Source organism: uncultured Roseobacter sp. (assembly GCF_947493125.1).
Classification (GTDB): Bacteria; Pseudomonadota; Alphaproteobacteria; order Rhodobacterales; family Rhodobacteraceae; genus Roseobacter.
Genome location: NZ_CANLQB010000017.1, coordinates 14,096 through 29,052, shown reverse-complemented (window position 1 = coordinate 29,052; position 14,957 = coordinate 14,096). Strand labels below are relative to the sequence as shown.

15 protein-coding genes are annotated in these 14,957 nt (G+C 59.0%); 9 read left to right on the top strand and 6 right to left on the bottom strand.

Annotated features, from left to right (window positions below):
• Positions 1–13 precede the first annotated feature (13 nt).
• A complete protein-coding gene (locus tag Q1A71_RS23075) occupies positions 14–880 on the top strand; it encodes an EamA family transporter (protein ID WP_299682557.1) in 867 nt (288 codons plus the stop codon).
• A gap of 315 nt (positions 881–1,195) precedes the next feature.
• Here the strand turns inward: Q1A71_RS23075 and traA are convergent, their stop codons facing one another.
• Positions 1,196–4,717, bottom strand: a complete 3,522-nt coding sequence (gene traA / locus Q1A71_RS23070) for a Ti-type conjugative transfer relaxase TraA (protein ID WP_299682597.1) — start codon at positions 4,715–4,717, stop codon at positions 1,196–1,198.
• Between the two features lie 187 nt (positions 4,718–4,904).
• Here traA and Q1A71_RS23065 point away from each other — a divergent pair, with 187 nt between their 5' ends.
• The 3 genes from Q1A71_RS23065 to Q1A71_RS23055 are packed head-to-tail and all read left to right on the top strand — an operon-like array spanning position 4,905 to position 7,262.
• Complete coding sequence (locus Q1A71_RS23065) at positions 4,905–5,153, top strand: TraC family protein (RefSeq protein WP_299682554.1); 249 nt, start codon at positions 4,905–4,907, stop codon at positions 5,151–5,153.
• Complete coding sequence (locus Q1A71_RS23060; protein ID WP_299682551.1) at positions 5,125–5,367, top strand: conjugal transfer protein TraD; 243 nt, start codon at positions 5,125–5,127, stop codon at positions 5,365–5,367. The genes Q1A71_RS23065 and Q1A71_RS23060 overlap by 29 nt, the downstream gene beginning before the upstream one ends.
• Positions 5,364–7,262 carry a type IV secretory system conjugative DNA transfer family protein gene (locus Q1A71_RS23055; protein WP_299682548.1) on the top strand — a complete coding sequence of 633 codons (1,899 nt, stop codon included), beginning with the start codon at positions 5,364–5,366 and terminating at the stop codon, positions 7,260–7,262. Before Q1A71_RS23060 ends, Q1A71_RS23055 begins: the two co-directional genes overlap by 4 nt.
• A 741-nt stretch (positions 7,263–8,003) precedes the next feature.
• Here the strand turns inward: Q1A71_RS23055 and Q1A71_RS23050 are convergent.
• The 3 genes from Q1A71_RS23050 to Q1A71_RS23040 all read right to left on the bottom strand — a co-directional run bounded on the left by Q1A71_RS23050 (position 8,004) and on the right by Q1A71_RS23040 (position 10,309).
• Positions 8,004–8,903, bottom strand: coding sequence for an ArdC-like ssDNA-binding domain-containing protein (locus Q1A71_RS23050; RefSeq protein WP_299682545.1), 900 nt, complete (start codon positions 8,901–8,903; stop codon positions 8,004–8,006).
• A gap of 548 nt (positions 8,904–9,451) precedes the next feature.
• Positions 9,452–9,805, bottom strand: coding sequence for a hypothetical protein (locus tag Q1A71_RS23045; RefSeq protein WP_299682542.1), 354 nt, complete (start codon positions 9,803–9,805; stop codon positions 9,452–9,454).
• Positions 9,806–9,985: 180 nt separating this feature from the next.
• Positions 9,986–10,309: a DUF736 family protein gene (locus tag Q1A71_RS23040; RefSeq protein WP_299682539.1), complete on the bottom strand. Its 324-nt coding sequence runs from the start codon at positions 10,307–10,309 to the stop codon at positions 9,986–9,988.
• A gap of 693 nt (positions 10,310–11,002) precedes the next feature.
• On the opposite strand from Q1A71_RS23040, the gene Q1A71_RS23035 reads away from it, so the two are divergent.
• Complete coding sequence (locus Q1A71_RS23035) at positions 11,003–11,332, top strand: thermonuclease family protein (RefSeq protein ID WP_299682536.1); 330 nt, start codon at positions 11,003–11,005, stop codon at positions 11,330–11,332.
• A 36-nt stretch (positions 11,333–11,368) separates the two neighbouring features.
• Here the strand turns inward: Q1A71_RS23035 and Q1A71_RS23030 are convergent, their stop codons facing one another.
• Complete coding sequence (locus Q1A71_RS23030; RefSeq protein WP_299682533.1) at positions 11,369–11,803, bottom strand: type II toxin-antitoxin system VapC family toxin; 435 nt, start codon at positions 11,801–11,803, stop codon at positions 11,369–11,371.
• A complete protein-coding gene (locus Q1A71_RS23025) occupies positions 11,800–12,039 on the bottom strand; it encodes a hypothetical protein (protein WP_299682531.1) in 240 nt (79 codons plus the stop codon). Before Q1A71_RS23025 ends, Q1A71_RS23030 begins: the two co-directional genes overlap by 4 nt.
• 138 nt (positions 12,040–12,177) lie before the next feature.
• Here Q1A71_RS23025 and Q1A71_RS23020 point away from each other — a divergent pair, with 138 nt between their 5' ends.
• From Q1A71_RS23020 to Q1A71_RS23010, 4 genes are all read left to right on the top strand, one after another.
• Positions 12,178–12,696: a hypothetical protein gene (locus tag Q1A71_RS23020; protein ID WP_299682529.1), complete on the top strand. Its 519-nt coding sequence runs from the start codon at positions 12,178–12,180 to the stop codon at positions 12,694–12,696.
• Positions 12,581–12,856 (top strand): hypothetical protein, encoded by a 276-nt coding sequence (locus Q1A71_RS23735; RefSeq protein ID WP_366140342.1) that lies wholly within the window; start codon positions 12,581–12,583, stop codon positions 12,854–12,856. The genes Q1A71_RS23020 and Q1A71_RS23735 overlap by 116 nt, the downstream gene beginning before the upstream one ends.
• 191 nt (positions 12,857–13,047) lie before the next feature.
• Positions 13,048–13,719: an SOS response-associated peptidase gene (locus tag Q1A71_RS23015; RefSeq protein WP_299682526.1), complete on the top strand. Its 672-nt coding sequence runs from the start codon at positions 13,048–13,050 to the stop codon at positions 13,717–13,719.
• Positions 13,720–13,793: 74 nt separating this feature from the next.
• Entirely contained in the window at positions 13,794–14,609 is an 816-nt protein-coding gene (locus Q1A71_RS23010) for a hypothetical protein (protein WP_299682523.1), read from the top strand.
• Positions 14,610–14,957 lie beyond the last annotated feature (348 nt).

Below are 14,957 nucleotides of genomic sequence, written 5' to 3'. Positions count from 1 at the left end.
GTTACTAAGAGCCATGAACTTGACCACAAGAGATACAGTTTTGGCCGTTCTCGCCGCCTTCATCTGGGGCGCGACATTCCCTGTCTCGGCCATTGCGCTGGAAGATACGCCGCCGGTCTTTTTCACCTTTCTGAGGTTCTTGTTGGCCGCGTCATTCGTCATCTTGGTCCCACGTCCAAAGATCGGATGGAAGAAACTCACGATGCTAGGTCTGTTCCTCGGCGCAGGGCAATACGGCTTCATGTTCGTAGCCATGGCGCAAGGTATGCCCGCCGGGGTGGCTGCGGTTCTTGTGCACACACAGGCCATCTTCACGGTCCTGATTGCGGTGATGTTTCTGAATGAGCGACCAACGGTGCGCACGTATCTCACCATTGCCCTAGCGGCGACAGGACTCGCTTGTCTGATGCTGGACCGCGCCCAGGGTGGCGCGGTGATCGGCTTTGTTCTGATGATCCTTGCCGCTCTTTGCGGCGCGTCAGGCAATGTGGTTCTCAAGTCCGTCGGAATTGTGGATATGATCAGCGTGGCGGTTTGGATGAGCCTTGTACCCCTCTTGCCGCTTGCAATCCTTAGTTACTATCTGGAAGCCGATCACTCTGTCGCAGACCTCTTTCGCACAGTGTTATGGAAAACTGTGGCTGCTGTTGCGTATTCAGCTGTTCTCGCGACGGTGGTGGTCTACGCGATCTGGGGCAGATTGTTGGTCAGCTACTCCATATCGCAGGTTGCGCCCTTCTTTCTCTTGGTCCCGATGTTCGGACTGGGGCTATCGGCATGGTTACTTGACGAGGAGTTCTCTGTTTTACAACTCACTGGTTCAGCGTTGATTTTTGGTGGGCTTCTACTGTCTTTGCCAGCAACGAATAGGCAGGTTTGACGAGTTCAATGAATTCTTTATTCCGTAATTCCGGCTATGCGGCAGCCTCAGAGCCAACATTGGTGCAGAGCGCAGCATCGGTCGAAATGGGCTCACTGCTGCCCTCCGCCGCGCTGAGGATGAATGACCGCAATAGCAAGACGGGTGGGTCCGCCAGCTCGGCGCGAAGAACCTCTGAGAAACCAAGACGTCCCAAAATGGTTTGGGAGAGGGCAGGGGGCTTGGCGGACAAAGAGGCGTCCAACCATGATGCCTATGGCCAGCGTTTGCCGACTGGTGGGCGGTCTTTGCTCCTGTGCTAAAGACCTTAAGCCACTAAGGCCGAAGACTTTGATCACGCGACTGTTCCAACCTTTGTTGCTCCTCGATGCTTTGCTTCACGCGCTGCAGCTGTCGCAGCTTGGGGATTTGGGCCATGAGCCGCTTTCGATCGGTCTTTGCGACCTCTCCTGGCGCATCGTCATCATGACCTGCCAAGAAGCGCTCAAGCGGGCCTAGGCGCTTGCTGAGCGCCGCCTGGAAGCCTTCAAGCCGCGTCATGACCTCCGGTGCATCTCTACGGGCCTGTTCAAGCGCCGCCGCAAATGCGGTGTTACCCTCTCGCGCGGCGCCATCGAGCCGCTGGAGCAGGGACGATGCCTCTTGCGTAAGGGCTGGGATGCCAACGCCAAGCCGCTCACGGCGTTCGCTCTCAATACCGCGTTCCTGGGCTTCCATCGCTCCAAACATTCCGCGGTAGTCGCGGATGCACCGCCGCAGCAGCGGGACTGCGGCAATTGCAGCCGCGCGTTCCTCTCGGGCCGCACGCCCCGCCATCAGACCCGTACCCCCGCGCAGTGCGGCAACGCTTTCGGGGTCGTTGAGCACTTGGCTGGCCATCCGGTCCGCCGCATCGGCTGGCTCGTTGAGCAGCTGACGGAACATCGCCATCGCCGCATCAGGATTGCGGAATACCTTGGCTGCGGCAGCCTGCAAATCGCGCTCGGCCTCCGCCACTTTTGGCGAGACCAAGGCACGATCACGCGCGAGCTTGCCTGCGTCGCGGTCCGCTTCAACCATCGGCGCGATTAGCCACTCGCTCGCTCTCGACACCTCCGGAGCAACATCCCTCAGCCGGGTCACGAGGCCCGCGAGGCGCTTGGCCTGGCGCGCGATAGTGTTGCGCACACTGCGCAGCACCGACGGTCTGGATGCGAGGCCACGCCGCTCGCCAAATTCGATGGCGCTCTTGATGTCGACGCCGTTCACATAGTCGAGCGTGCTGGATTTCAGGCCGGAGCGAGACAGCCGGTTTTCCAGCTGCGCATGCACCAGTTCGTCGACGGTCTGTAGCTTCCACGTATTGCGATGGGTCTGCGTGCCATCGGGCAGGGTGACAGGGGTAGAGCCCAAATGCTGAAGCGCGATCTCGTCACCAATCTGTGGCGCCTCTTCCGTCATGACGCGCCCAAGGTCTTTGCTCCAAAGCGTATGCTGCTTGCCGTTGGCACTTTCCAGGGTGACGAAGTAGCTCTCGCTCTTGCCGGGATCGTGCTCAAACGGTGCTGCGCCGTGCGCCACCAACCGGCCCGCCCGTTTGTCTGCAAACTCATCCATCGCGGCATAGAGCTTCACATCCGTCCGATGCCGCGTCATCGCCACGTAAGCGAGCTGCCGGTCCATGGTGCGCGACGCGAGGACAAAGGCACGATCCACGGTCGCGCCTTGGGTCTTGTGGATGGTCGTCGCATAGCCGTGGTCGATGGCTTTGTAGTCCTCAGCGGACACGCTGACCTGCGCGCCACCTCGACCGTCCACCACCACATTCATGCGCCCATCGACAAGAGAAGCCACCGTGCCCAGCATCCCGTTCTTCACGCCGAGATCACGATTGTTCTCCAGGAAGACAATGCGGTCGCCGACTGCGAAGTCGCGCGCGCCATCATTCGTCTGGAAGCGCAGCGCGCGGGGTCCGTCATCGCGTATCGGCCGGGGCGCCTCCGAGTCCTCGACACGCGCCAACGCACCCCGCGCTTGCAACTCTTCACGGATCGCATCATTGATCGCACGCACATCAGCCCGGCGATGCGCCATCGCCACGCGTGTATCGTCGACGCCAACATCGTGATCGGCAAGGTAGTCATGCGCAATCGCCCGGATCGCGTCCTCTCCTGTCTTGCGCAACTCAATCGCGCCCTGATCTCGGTACGCCGCCAGCGCCTCTGCCGTCCGATGCGTTGCAAAACCCACGGAGGCCTCCCGTTGCCAGCCGACACGCTGGCGTCGGATCTCCGACAGCTCGGCCCGTCCAATGTACTCGGTGATTGCGCGGAAGGGCGCACCAGCGCCAATGGCTTGCAGCTGTTCATGGTCCCCCACCAGCACGATCTTGGCACCACGCACCTCGACCTCAGCCACGAACCCGGCCAACTGACGGCTGCCCACCATCCCGGCTTCGTCAATGACAAACACATCGCCGTTGGCGATCCGGTTGCGGTCGTGGTCCCAACTGCGCGTCCAGGACGCCAAGGTGCGGCTGGATATACCCGACGACTCCTCCAGCCCCTCTGCCGCTTTACCTGACAGTGCAGCCCCCCGCACCCGGTAACCCTGCGCCTCCCAGGCCTCCCGGGCCGCGGCCAGCATCGTACTCTTACCCGCGCCTGCGAACCCAACGACAGCGGAGACACGCTCTGCGCCCGTGATGTGACTGATCGCACTCTTCTGTTCCTCAGAAAGACCCGCGTTCGGATCACCCGAACTCTTTTGGATCGCGGCATCCTGCGTCGCAGTGGCCCGCGCCACCTGCGTTGGATCAACGACATGATCCTCTGTCGCATGCAACCGCACCGCGGCTTCCAACATACCAGTCTCGACGTCGACCATCTCGCGCGTGGAGTAGAGCGCCAGCCCGCTTTCGCCCGGCTCCGTGGCCTCATACTCCGCTTGAAGCTCGACCAGGGCAGGGGAGGCCATCACCTTTGCAAAGAGGGTCTGGAACTCCGTCGCGTCGTCGTTGATGTACCGATGCAGCGTGCGCGCCACATCGCGACGATCAAAAACGCTCTTCTCTGCCGTGATGATGTCCAGCACCTGCTCGGGCTTGTCTCGGATCAGATCGGCGTTGTGCTTGGCGGCCTCCAGACCCAACCGCACCCGCGATGGCGTGAGCCCAAGGCGCTCCAACTGCGTCGCCTGCACACCCATATGTTCGGTCGGGATAATTTCCAAACCGCGCGCCATATGAGACCTGTGATCAATCCGCACATCGAACCCGGCCAACGCCAACCGCTCGTTGACGATCATCTCCCAGGCCTGCCGCAGCTCCCGCAACTGCATGTCTGTCGTTGCCAGACTGTTCGCGAGCAGCCACTTGTTTTCGCGCTCGATGTGAGTCTTCTCTCCAAACCCCTCAGCTGTGACCTGCCGTGTCGTCATCAGGATATGCGCGTGATGATTGCGGACATCCGCTTCTTCGTGCGGTGCATGAATGGCAAAATCGACCGCCGCCCCGTATCGATCTGCAAGCACCTTTGAGATGTACCGTGTGACCTGAAGCCGCTGCTCGGCAGTAAGCTCATGCGGAAGCGCCACCTCGAACTCCCGCGCAACGCGCGCATCTTTCCGCTTCTCGGCCTCTTCGGCACCGTTCCAGAGATCGGACCGGTCTTGTGCCCATGCCGCCTCGACGCCCTCTGGCAACACGATCTCTGCGTGAAGGACGCCACGCTTGTTTGTGAAGTCGTGGGTCAGATCATCGCGCGCATTGGTGAGACTTACCCCGGCGCGATAGGCCGCTGCAGCCACGGCACTGCGCCCTTGTGACCGCGAGATCGGCTTCATGCTGAGATGGTAGATCGCCAGGGCGCCCGCCTTTCAATCGATTGAATCCACGCGATGAATCTTGGCGATTTCACTCTGAGTTGCAAATGCAACTCGTAAGTGCGCACTTGAAGGCAAGTGACCGCCTACGGCGAAGAGGCCGCTTTACGGCCGTTCTGCTCTAAGCCAAGATTCTCGTAATACGAGAAACAGGAGCAGCACCGTGGCACGTAAATCAATCGCAACACTCAAGGCAGAAATGGCAGCCCTCGAAGCGCAGATCTCGGAAGCAGAAGAACGCGCCGCCATCAAGATTGGAAAGCTGGCCGCAGCCGAAGGCCTGCTTGATCTCAGCATTTCAGACGCCGAGTGGAAGACCCTCTTCAAGGAGTTTGCCGGGCGATTTCAGAAGCGGGCCAGTAACAAAGCGCAAGAAGGGCCCGTTGGGCACACTTCGGGCCAGGCTGCGTAAGGTGGAGGCAGACCGCGCGCGCGCCGCTCTCGCAGACCGCAAGAAAGACACACGTCACAAGATCGAACTCGGTGGCCTCATTGTCAAAGCCGGTATGGGGGAGGTGGACAAGCTCATCCTCTATGGCGGGTTGGTCGACCTGGCCGAACGACTTGAACAGTCAGAAGAGCGTCACCGCCTCGAGCGGCGAGGGAGAAGGACCTTCTTCTCATGATCCGAGCGCTCTATCTCACGGGACCGGCTGCTGCCGCTGTTGCGATGGTATTCGTGGTCAGCTTCTTCTTTGACAGCTTCGCAGGAGCGGTCGATGCAGAACTGCTGCGCCTCGGCCCTCCGCTTGTCATCCTCTTCCCGATGCTTGCGCTCATGCTCTTCTTGCGCGCGCTCATGAATGAGACTGGCTTCCGGGACGTGGCAGTCGGTAGCGCTCTCGGTGTCCTCGTCGTCATTGGCTGGGCAGCTATCGCAGAGTACCAGCGCCTCGCCCCATTCACCGCGCGCGGCTACAGCTGGGCAGACCTGATGCCACATGTGGACGCGTATGCGCTCACCGCTGCCATCGTAGCACTGCCCTTCGCCATCTGGTTCATGCGCATGGGCACGGGGCCACCAACGCAGACGCGATCTGGCAAGACGCGCGCCAAGCGGTCGCGCAACGCCACCTACGGCGATGCGGACTGGATGACCGAGAGCGAAGCTGCGGAGCTTTTCCCGGACGGCCCGGGCATTGTCATCGGCGAAAACTATCGCCCAGATGAAGACTACAGCGCCGGTCCGACTTTCGTTCCGTCCGACAAGTCCACGTGGGGGCAGGGGGGACGCCACGACAAACTGTGCTTCAACGGACAGTTCGGCCCGACGCATGGATTGGTCTTTGCCGGATCGGGTGGCTTCAAGACAACCGCGGTTGTCGTGCCAACCGCCCTAAACTGGTCGGGCTCTCTCGTCGTGCTGGACCCATCCAAAGAAGTCGCACCCATGGTGGCTGATGCGCGTGATGCGCAGGATCGGATCATACATACCCTTGATCCGGATCGGCCTGAACTCGGCTTTAACGTGCTCGATTGGATTGCCAACTCGGGCAATCCAGAGGAAAGCGTGGCAGCAACTGCAAGCTGGCTCATGACGGAAAAGCCATCCGTCTCAAGCGGGTCGGACGACTTTTTCCGCAACTCGGCCTTGCAACTGATCACTGGTATTCTGGGAGATATCATGCTCTCCGGCAACACGGACCCGTCAAAGCAAAACCTGCGATACCTTCGAAAGATCATCGCATCGCCTGAGCCCGATTTGAAGAAACGGCTTGAAGGCATCTATCAGGAAAGCCGCAACAGCTTCGTGCGGGAGACGGTCGCTCCCTTCATCCGCATGACCGATACGACCTTCTCTGGCGTTTACGCAAACGCGGCCAAGGAAACCCAGTGGCTGTCCTTTGAGCGCTTCGGCCAGCTCGTCAGCGGGAACCATTTCACATCGGCCTCGCTGCGCGAGGGCAAGACCGATGTCTTCATCAATCTCGATTTGAAGACACTGCAAACGCACCCCGGCTTTGGCCGCGTCATCGTCGGCGCGCTGCTGAACTCGCTCTATGAAGCGGACGGCGAAGTCAAAGACCGCACCCTATTCTTGCTCGACGAGGCGTTTCTGATCGGGCGCATGGGTATCTTGCAGACCGCACGGGATGCCGGTCGGAAGTACGGGATCACTTTGCTGATGATCTATCAAAGCATTGGGCAGCTGGTCGACACATGGGGACCACAGGCCAAACCCGCGTGGTTCGAGTCCACATCCTTCCGGATTTTCGCGGCTATCGCTGATCCCAAAACGGCGGAAGAGCTCTCGGCCATGTGCGGCGAGTATACTGTTGAAGCCGTGACCCGAACCAAGTCCAGCATGTTCAGCAAACGCGCCACCAACACCCGCAACTACTCGGACCAAAAACGACGTTTGATCCTGGCGCATGAGATCCTGCAGGAGATGCGTTCTGACGAACAGCTCGTCTTTGTCCAGGGCCGCCGCCCGCTGCGCTGCGGGCGCGCGGTCTATTTCCGGCGTCCTGAGATGGTTGAAAAGCTCGGCGCCAACCGGTTCGCAAAACGGGCCAGTTGATAGACAAGGAGGGGCCATGGCAAAGCTTCGTGTTGTAGACGGCGGGTTGGACCCGCAACCGTCGCATCCCGTGCGGCGCCCGCGTCCTCGCCTTTCGGCGCGCGGCGCCCTCACTGGTCTTCGGCCTCTCATCTTCTCCGCTTTGTTTACAGCAGCCGCGATCATCTTCGACGCTTACCCGGTTTTGGTCAGTGAAACCGCATCGGGCATTATGCCCATTGCATGCATCTTTGCGGCATGGTTCACGAGCGTGGCCCTGGGCCGCGCCTCGTGGATCTTCGGCGGCCTGACCCTCGTCGTCTGCGGCGGTGGTCTACTCTACGTCCCGCAAGCGACATACGCGCCAGTCACGGACATCATGCTACAAGGCCACGTGGTCGCCGTGATGATCGGGCTGATCCTGCGCGCATTTGCAAGCGGCAAACCCAACTCAGAAAGGTGGCGCCCTGCATCCGTTATCCACAGGCCGACGCTCCGATGTATGGTGTCTCCGCTTACGACCTGCTCCGGTCGATGCCATTTCTCCTGAAGTCGAAATGCCTACGACTGGATAACGCATGCAGGGCACATCGGCGCGAGCGCCGATCAGAGCGTGTTGGGTTTGCACAGGTCTGACGCGTTTCAGATTTCGCGTTCGAGCCAAAGGCGAGAGGCAGCGAGATCTGAAGTCGATTGAACGCAACACGCTCAAACAGCTGCACCGCCTTTCAGGCGATGCAGCTGCAGACGGCCCCAACATTGCTAAGCGGCTTCTGCGTCTGCCCCACTATCTGCGGCAAGACCCACCACATGATCGAACGCCTTTTGCGCCGGCGCAGCAGCTGAAAAAATCGCGTTCCGATCTTCTTTGAGCGCCTTCAACCAGCTTTCGACATAGGCCGCGGTTTGATCAAAGTGTGGCTCAAAGCCGAGATGTACCGCCAAAAAGGCACTGAAAATCTCGGCCTCCAACTCGCCCATGGCGTACTCGGCCTTGGTGGTGAATTTCTTCTGCGTTCCAATCCGGTGGTCAGCGAGGTAGTAGTGACCAACCTCATGGCTTAGGCACCCATAGTACCCTGCCGCGTCGTGAAACGTCGCAATCGGCGGCATGTGAACATGATCATCCTGTGGCGAGTAATACGCGCGAGGATCGTCCGTGGTCATAATCTTAGCCCCCGTTGCCGCAAAGAAGGCATCAAGCCCCGGATCTGCCTCGGTGCCCAGATCACGCGGCGGCGCGGGCCGGATGTAATAGTCGTCGGGCAACCCCTCGATCTGATCCGCATTGAAGACACTGAACGACTTGGCGAACCGGCCGGTGCGGGTTTCGGTCTCGCCAGTCTCGCCCTCGGTCTCCTTTTCATAGGTGCCGTAGTAGACCGATTTCGTGGATCTCTCGCCCTTGCGCACACAACCGCCCAGCTCCTGCGCTTGCTTGAAGGTCATCCACCGGGCAGAGGTATAGCCTCGGTTCATCGACGTGAGCCACAAAATCAGAATGTTGATCCCGCGATAGGCATCCCCATTGTGCCGCAGTGGAAAACAGGCCCCGCCCGTCTCTCCCGTCCACGGCTTACGCCACGGCGGCGTCCCCGCCTCGATCTCCGCAATGATCGCGTCGGTCACATGCTGTTTGATGTCGAAACGTTCCTTGGCCATGTCCTAATTCCTTTGTGGTGAGGTTTGGGGTCGTTGCCCCGAATTGGCGGGTTTGAAGCCAACCGCGTGAAACGCGGCTGTGCTTGCAAACCTGCTCACGGCGAGTGCGGAGGGGGGCGAGACAGGATCAATCGACAGGAGTGGTGCGGACCGGAGGCGCAGCCGACAACTCGGTCTTGTCTATTGATCTTGTCCGAGGGGGGAGGCTGCGCCTCCACCCTGACGTCCCGAAGTGGCGTATCGCGCTTGCGCGAACCCCAAGGGACCATGAAAAATCAGGATCGCAGATCCGTCGCCCCAGCGACCGTCACCCGCAGGGCAGATCGCGCCTGCCCAGGGTGGGCATGAAGGAAAGGTTTGAAGGCGGCTCGGAGAGACGGGTTCAAGCCTATTGCATCAGCTCGCATCGGGGAGGGGTGTTCTGGGTGGAGGCCGGCGGCGCCGGCCGGAACCTAGGGCGCGGTGACACGCCCATAGGCGGGGCAGGGGCCTCACTGCCGATGAACGTCCTTCATGAAAACCAAATCCTCAAGAGGCTCATGCGCTGATCAACGCGATGTATCTGCTCCAGCCAGCTCGGCTGCGATCAGACCTGTAATACTCGCGTAAGTGATAGATCCGTCTGGCTGCTCTGTGCGCGCGAGCGACTTCGTGATGTTTTCGGGACGGTGGCCGTGCTGCAGCAAGAGGGAGATCAGCACACAGGCGTCTTGTATCTGGAACTCCAGAGCGGAGCCGGACTTGAAGCCCGCGGAGTAGAAAACCTCACGCGGTCTGCCGTCTTCGTTTGGATCAAATCCAACGGACAAGTGGATTGTGTGCCCCTCGGGCGTTTCAAAGCGCCGGGTCTCGGTGAGCCGTCGACCGGGCAGGTGATGTCGGGGGTCTGGCTTGTCTTTCATCTCGAGATCCTCTGGGAGTTGATGCCGCCCGGTCACGCGGAAAGAAAGGCGTGTTTTTCGGAAAAACCGCCGCCCGGAGGACGGGGCGACGGAGGTGGCCATTTTTGGCTTGCCGGGTCTTTGTGCCCGCTGCTCGATGCCCGGTTCCGGGGGGCGGCTTACGCCGCCCCTGGTCTGGCCTTAGCCAGCCAGCGGAACCAGGCGGTACTCACCCTCGGGATCGTCGTCTGTGCGCAGTGCGTTCACGCGGACCTGCTGGCCGTTCACCATGACCGCCATGCTGAGATAGTCGGCACCGGTGCGGTTGCTGGTCTGCTCCCAAGCAGAGCCGATGCGGATGACCCGGTTGCGCGGGGTGCGTGTGTTGATCTCAAAGTCCGGGTGGGTGTCTTTGGCTTTGTGGGGGTTCGGTGTGAGCGTGATATCCACGTCGAAGGTCAGCGATGCGATCCAGCCGGTGAATGCGTCGTCGTCAGTGCGGGTGATTTGTCCGTCGATTGCCATTGGTCATCTCCTTTGTTTCGATGGGGATAAGCAAGAAGGGATCGAATGAAGGATGCAGGCGGAAAATTGGGGGGACCGCGCGCAGCGTGGGGGAGCCGATTATCTGTTTGCTGAAGCTCATCAGGATCTTGCGATCGGAGCCGTAGGCGCAGATCCCAATCGACGAGCTGAAGGGACATTCTTCGGGCGTTTCCTTCGTCCCCATCAAAAGAGAAACGAGGGAGGTGGCCGGTGGTGATCGTTCACATCACTCTGACGCCACATTGCATTCATCTGTGATGGCCAAAGCGGCTCTGTCTCATGGATCATCTTTTCACAGCCTCACAAATCCAAAGACTCACGCATGGATGGGTCCGCCCACACAACATACGAAACCAACCCACACCGACCGCAACGGGGCCCCTTTACGAGCTGGCCAAATCGGCGGGCAGGTTTCTTGGACTGGAGGTCATAAACGGCCATATTGAAGGCGAAACACTTTGCCACCAATGCCCCCATAGGAGACTTGGCACGCCCGTGTTGATCAGACGGCCAATCAGACGACTACGGCGCCTCCGGCCACGGATACGCCGCAGGAGCGGGGTATTTCTTGGCACACTGGTCTTCGGCTTCGTACTGACCTTGCTGTGCATATGGTTTTCCGACCTCGACATCCTCAAGAGCCAGATAGCTACAGAGATCAGGCAAGCAATAGTGAGTGTAGCAACCAGCCGGTTAGCCGTAGTAGATGGCGACACGGTACGCCTCGACGGCGAAACGATCCGCTTGATCGGCTTTGATGCACCCGAAACATTCGAAGCCGCCTGTGAAAGCGAGCGAGTGCGAGGTGAGGCTGCAACCGCCCGCTTGCGGGATCTCCTCGATGCCGCGTCAGAGGCGCAGCTGAGCTTTCGCGCAAACCCCGATAGATATCAGCGGCGACTGGCGCAGCTCACGCTCGATGGTAAGGACGTGGCAGCTACGATGGTGGATGAGGGGTTTGCGCGCCCATATACGGGCGGGTCGCGGCAGTCCTGGTGCTAGCCGCTCGAAACTCACGCGGGATGCGAAATGGCGGGATCACATCACTGCATCCCACGGATTGATTACCTCGACCCCCATAGCTTCGAAGGGTCTGACATCACGGGTGGCAACTTTGCAATCGACCTCACTGAGCGCGATAGCTGCGATCATTCCATCCAAATCCTTCACATAGTCCTTACCGTGCTTTCTCCGGACACGCGCTATGTGTATTCCGAATTGCTCGGCTGCATCTGAACCAAAGCTGAGGACTCTGCCCGCAAAGTCGTCCACAAAGAGACCTATCACCGCGCCCCTAAGAGCATCTTTTCGAGCGCCATCGGGCAGATTATGCAGGCCATAGTTCATTTCGGCCTTGTTGATGATCGTGACATAGAGGTCCCCCGGGGCTTGTTCATCAAGCCACGAGATTACTGATGGATCAGGCTTGGGTTTCATTGGCTCCGACAGAACCATTGTATCGAGAATGATCATTCAAACGACACGGGATCGCTTGAGCCTCCTTCGCGATCAATCGAAAAGTCTTGATCCACAATACCGCCATATTTTTCATGCAAACGCGAGCCAAAGCCTCGGTCGCTCTGAGCTTCCACATAGAACGCGATTGCCTTCCGAGCTTCCGCCTCGGCGCTGCCACCCTTGAGCCGTGCCAATCGTTTCAACGCAAGGTGTTGGTCCTCTGGGATGTTTCTGACTGTCATATCGCCCATAGCAGTATCTCCTTGCAGATGATATCATATATATACGGCTTGATATCAGTATTCAATGGATGATAGGTGTGAGTTCCTCAAAAATACCATGCTGGACGGTGGCGCGACTGACTGCTGCGATGCCGTAACATTCCAAGCATGGGAGTTCCCGGCATAGTTAAGAAAGCAACGGGCATTTCGCGGTTTGTGGCGGCTGTCGAAGATCAGCCGGTTGCCGTCGGGCTTGATTTTCACAAGAAGACGTACTCGGTTGCGCTGTTCTCAAAAGAGGACGGTTTGGTAGAGAGCTACACCTGTCCGGCAGGTGAAGCAGCGCTGGCGCACCAGCTAGAAGACGTGGGGCTCAACATTGAGCATATCTTCTATGATTCTGGTCCAACGGGCATCGCGCTTTCGCGGATTTTGACCGATGCGGGTTTCAACGCGTCGGTCATTGCAGCCTGTCGCATTCCACGCGGATATGCAGCGGCGGCGAAGAATGACCGACTGGATGCGGTCAAGCCGGCGACTTACTATGCGCGTGTCGTTGCGACCGTTGTACTTGTTGTCGCCGTCGCTTACTTCGGCGGCTACCTCGGCGAACCGCTGCTCACAAGCGACCATTGCGACATTGCACGGGTTGGCTGCTGCTGCGCATATCAAACCGGTCGATATTGAGGCCTTGGCCCGTCTGCTGAACGCTCTCGCGTTGAATGCAGCCCTCGGGGTGGCTGCCAGTGAGGACGCACATTTGACATTGCCCAAGGCCAACGCGGCTTTCGAGTGTTTGGCATCTGGTGTTTTGAACACAGCATCAGGCGCAGTGCGGCAGACGTAATGAACCATTGATACGGAGCGTCAGCACCCACACCTTCTCAGCGAAAACAGACATTGGTGTAATCCGCAGCATTTGTCAGAAAGTGCCCAATGTGGACCCTTCACACGTTAAGCCATGGCCGTCTGCATATGTCCTTGATCGGCGAGAATTACGGAGGCCCAATGCACTGATGGGGAATCAGGCTATGAATTATGTGCAATCTATATTCGATGACGACGGCGCAGGACGCCATACGGCAGATATTTGAAGGGATAACGGACAATACCGGCAACCTGGCAGCTCTGCCGGGTATCTACCCAGACACAATGGCTCCGGTCGTTCGCAACGGCCCTGACGGGCCCGAGCTGACCATGATGCGCTGGGGGATGCCGTCGCCGCGCAGCCGCATATCGGCAAGCGGTCGCGATCCGGGCTTGACCAATATCCGCAACACCGCCTCGGGTCACTGGCGCCGATGGCTTGGGGTAGAGAACCGTTGCGTGGTCCCGATGACGAGCTTCTGCGAGCCCGGCAAGCTTCCAGACTGGAAGAAGGGCAACGTGTGGTTCGCGCTGGATGAGAGCCGCCCGCTGGCGTTCTTCGCTGGCATCTGGACGCAATGGACCTCGATACGGAAGGTGAAGGAAGGTAAGACCACTGACGAGCTGTATGGCTTCTTGACGACCGATGCGAACGCGGTGGTAAAGCCGCACCACCCCAGGGCGATGCCGGTTATCCTGACCAGCCGGGATGAGGTGCAAACGTGGCTCACAGCGCCCACGGCGGAGGCTCTGGCCCTGCAACGGCCACTGCCAGACGATGCGCTGACGATTGTTGCTTATGGCGCGCGGCAAGATGAGGGCAGCACTTTGCTTCACAAGTAGGCGGTTGCGATGCTCGCACTTGGAAAGCCAGACAATGAGCTGCAAGCCAGTCGAACCCCAGTACAGGTAGCTAAATGCGTTACACCATTCTCGTGATTGTCTTGCCCGTCCTCGCTGTCGGCCTTACTTTTTTGCTCAACAAGGTTCTTTACGGGGATGACCCTCGCAAGCACTTCAGCAAGAAAGTGGCCTTCGTCATAGCTCTCGTGGCCGCCGTCTTGCTCCTTCCGGCTTCTATAGGAGACATTCGCACTTCGCTGAGCGAGTGGAGAAGATGCATTGCTGAGAGGAGCCTTTCCTGCCTCGTGGCCGAGAACACTCAACCGACACCTTCCGCAGTGCCGAGCGAGAGAACCGATGGGAAAAATCCCGTTCGAAATCGTTGGACGATTGTCGCTCAACCGCAGGGGGATCACCGCTACAGCAGCGACTTGTTACTAACTCAGACAGGTCTTCAGCTGGGATTTGCATGCAACTACCGGGCCGCAAATATCATGCTGATTTTTCTAAGTGAGAGCGTTCGATCCGCAGTTTTTCCTGAAGGGAGAGCGCCAGCGAGCATGCGCGTCTTCTTCAACTTTCAGAACTCGAAACGAGCTGTTCCTATCGATTTGGTTCACGCCGGCCCTCAGGAAAACGAGAACACCGTCTATTACACAAACTGGAGGTCTACGGATGAGTTCCAGATTGGGAACCTCGATAGGGTGCTTCGATCCGGTCTTGAGAATGAAGAAGACTTTTCGGTCAGTATCGAGCATGGATCAGTGCTCTGGGAGAGCGGCATTTACGACATGGAGGGAGCAAGTGGCTTCTGGCTCGAAGCGAACGCTGACAGGAAGGGCGCACCCGCCAGCAACTCTCAGCTTTGCAACAGCCTTGCCACTCGATGAAGGCGGGGTCATCGCGGTCGAGCTGATGCGACGGGCCACTGCAGCCTATGAGACCATGGCCAGATGAGGTTATTGGAAACCGTAGCGATTGGCGCCAGGCAAGACTGCTTAGCGAAATCTGAGGCTGGACTCAGAACGTATGTTCTTATTATGTTCTCTCCGGTATGCCGCTCATCTCTCAAGTCTATGGCTTCGGCCACCACGTCAAGATTTGCGACTTAAAGGCGGCAGACGTGCTTGAGGTCATCTGTGCTGATTGCTCGCACAAGTACATGGTTCCGCCTTATCAGCTCTACCTACGGTTCAACCCGTCAATGCCGCTGGTCAACCTGGTCGGGCGCTTTCGGT